Source organism: Verminephrobacter aporrectodeae subsp. tuberculatae At4 (genome assembly GCF_000193225.1).
GTDB lineage: Bacteria > Pseudomonadota > Gammaproteobacteria > Burkholderiales > Burkholderiaceae_C > Acidovorax > Acidovorax aporrectodeae.
Genome location: NZ_AFAL01000118.1, coordinates 1 through 3,256, shown reverse-complemented (window position 1 = coordinate 3,256; position 3,256 = coordinate 1). Strand labels below are relative to the sequence as shown.

General features: G+C 68.4%; 2 protein-coding genes. One reads left to right on the top strand and one right to left on the bottom strand.

Going from position 1 to position 3,256, the window contains the following annotated elements:
* Window positions 1-407 (top strand): flagellar biosynthetic protein FliR (locus tag VTU_RS0104610; RefSeq protein WP_010101308.1); only part of this gene is annotated, 407 nt, incomplete at its 5' end.
* A gap of 8 nt (window positions 408-415) precedes the next feature.
* Here the strand turns inward: VTU_RS0104610 and VTU_RS25675 are convergent.
* The coding region (locus tag VTU_RS25675; RefSeq protein ID WP_010101307.1) for an efflux RND transporter permease subunit at window positions 416-3,256 on the bottom strand (2,841 nt) is incomplete at its 5' end.

The following is a 3,256-nucleotide window of genomic DNA, read 5'->3' as shown; positions in this document are numbered from 1 at the left end:
CCAGCGCCGTGGCCCGATTCCTGGGCTACATGGCGATGCTGCTCTTCATCGTGATCGACGGCCACCTGCTGATCCTGATGGCCCTGGTGAAAAGCTTCGAAGGGTTTCCGGTGGACGGCAACTTCCTGCAATCCCTGGGGCAGATGCGGCTGCACACGCTGGGCGCCGCGCTCTTTTCCAGCGCGCTCTGGATGGCCTTGCCCATGATCGCGCTCCTGCTGTTCGTCAACCTGACGCTGGGAATCGTCTCGCGGGTGGCGCCGCAGATGAACATCTACGCGGTCGGCTTCCCGGTGACGCTCACGGTGGGAATACTGGGCCTGACCGCCACGCTGCCCCTGCTCGAGCAGCCGTTGCTGGCGCTCATGCAGCAGGCGGTCGGGCGCTTGCTCTCCTCAGGCAGCTGAAGGGGAAGTCACCCGGGGTGCGGCAGTGCCGCCACTGCCACCGCCCGGTTTGGCCCCGGCACCGCCTTGCGCGCCAACAGCGTGTACATGGTCGGCACCACGAACAGCGTGAGCAAGGTGCCCAGCAGCATGCCGCCGACGATGACCCAGCCGATCTGCGTGCGCGTCTCGGCGCCCGCGCCCTTGGCCAGCGCCAGCGGTAGGGCGCCCAGCACCATCGCGCCGGTGGTCATCAGGATGGGACGCAGGCGCTGGGCCGAGGCCCGGACCAGCGCGTCCACCAGCTCCAGACCCTGCGTGCGCAGCTGGTTGGTGAACTCCACGATCAAAATGCCATGCTTGGTGATCAGGCCCACCAGCGTGATCAAGCCGATCTGCGAATACACGTTCAGCGATCCACCGCTCCAGCGCAGCGCCAGCAGCGCGCCCACCATCGACAGCGGCACCGACACCATGATCACCAGCGGGTCGATAAAGCTCTCGAACTGTGCGGCGAGCACCAGAAAAATGAACACCAGCGCGAGCACGAACACCAGGCCAAGGGCCCCCCGCGCGTCTCTGAACTCGCGCGAGTTGCCGTTCAGGTCCGTGGTGTAGCCAGGCCTGAGCAGCTGCGCCGCCGTCGCGTCCATGAAGCGGATGGCCTGGTCGAGCGAGTAGTCGGGCGCGAGGTTCGCCGTGATGGTGGCCGAGCGGCGCTGGCCAAAGTGGTTCAGCTCGCGCGGGCTCACGCCCTCCTGCACCCGGACCAGGCTGGACAGCGGGATCATCGCGCCGTTGCGGCCGCGCATGTGGATGAGGTCGATGCTCTCGGGCCGGCTGCGCTCATCGGCCTCGGTCTGCACGATCACGTCGTACTGTTCGGCGTCGCGCTTGTAGCGGGTTACGCTGCGCCCGCCCAGCATGGTCTCTATGGCCCTGGCCACCGCGTCCACGCCGACGCCCAGGTCGGCGGCGCGCTCGCGGTTCACGGCGATGCGCAGTTCGGGCTTGTTCAGCCGCAGGTCGGCGTCGGGCGCGACGATGCCGGGGTTCTGCGCGATCGCGGCCATGAAGGCATCGACCACGGTGCTGAGGTTCTCGTAGCTGTCCGAGGTCTGGATCACGTAGGTCAGCGGCCGGGAGCGGAACCCCTGCCCCAGCGAGGGGGGCGTGATCAGAAAGGCGTTCACGCCGGGCAGGCTGGCCACCATGGGTTGCAAGGCCCGGGCCAGATCGAGCGTGCTGCGCTCGCGCAGTTCCCAATCGACCGTGCGGTAGACCACGCTGCCCTGGGCCACCGTGGGGTTGCCGATGTTCGCAAAGACGCGGTCGAACTCGGGGTAGCGGCTGCCGATTTTTTCCAGCTCCCGTGCGTAGCGGTCGGTGTAGTCGAGCGTGGCGCCGTCGGGCGCCGTGACGCTGGCCAAGATGGTTCCGCGGTCTTCCAGCGGCGAGAGCTCCTGCCGCATGCCCGGCCATACGAGCAGCAGCGTGGCGCCGCTGAGCGCCATCACGCCCAGCACCAGCGCGCGGGCCTGGAAAATCGTGCCCGCCACGCGGCCGCGCCCACCCCAACGCGCCGTGACGACCCAGCGCAGCAGGCGGCCATAGGCGTCGGACAGCGCCGTGAGCCCGCGCTCCATCCACCGGTCCAACCCGCTCGGATGGGGCTGGTGCCGGAGCAGCAGCGAACACATCATCGGCGACAGGCTCAGCGCCACGAAGCCCGACACCACCACGGCACCGGCGAGCGCCAGCGCGAATTCGACGAATAGCCGGCCGGTCCGCCCTGGCGTGAAAGCCAGCGGGGCGTACACCGCGACCAGCGTCAAGGTCATGGCGACGATGGCAAAGCCGATTTCGCGCGCGCCCTGGATCGCGGCAGACAACGGGTCCAGCCCCTGTTCGATATGCCGGTAGACGTTCTCCAGCATCACGATGGCGTCGTCGACCACGAGCCCGATGGCCAGCACCAGGGCCAAGAGCGTGAGCGTGTTGATGGAAAAGCCCGCCAGCGCCATCAGCGCGCAGCTGCCCACCAGGCTCACCGGGATCGTGACGATGGGAATGATGGCGGCGCGCAAGCTGCGCAGGAACACGAAGATCACCAACGCCACCAGCACCACGGCTTCGGCAATCGTGTGGTAGACGCTTTGGATCGAGCGGGCGATGAACTGCGAGTTGTCGTTCGCCACGTCCATCGCAATGTCCGCCGGCAGGTCGGCCTGCAGCAGGGGCATCATGGCGCGCACCCCCTGGGCCAATTCCAGCGGGTTCGCGGTGGCCTGGCGGATCACGCCCACCGAGATCGCGTCGCGGCCGTTGAGCCGCACGCGGCTGCGGTCGCTGGCCGGCCCCTCCTCGACCCGCGCCACGTCCCGGATGCGCACCGCAGAGCCGTTGACGGTGCGGATCACGATGTCGGCAAACTGCTCCGGCGTTTGCAGATCGGTGCGCGCGGTGACGCTGAATTCGCGCTGCTGCGATTCGATGCGGCCAGCGGGCAGCTCCAGGTTGCTGCGGCGGATCGCGTCCTCCACGTCCTGCGTGCTGAGCTGGTAGGCGGCCATGCGCGCGGGGTCGAGCCAGACGCGCATGGCGTACCTGCGCTCGCCGTAGATCGGCACGTCGGCCACGCCGGTGACGGTCTGCAGGCGCGGCCGGACGATGCGGTTGATCAGCTCGTTGATCTCCAGCGGGCTGCGCCGGTCGCTGCTGAAGGCGAGCCACAGCACGGGCGAGGCGTCCGCCTCGACCTTCGCGATCACCGGCTCGTCGACCGCATCGGGCAAGCGGTTGCGCACCCGTGCAGTGCGGTCGCGCACTTCGGCGGCCGCGTTGTCGGCGTCCTTTTCAAGGCGAAAGCG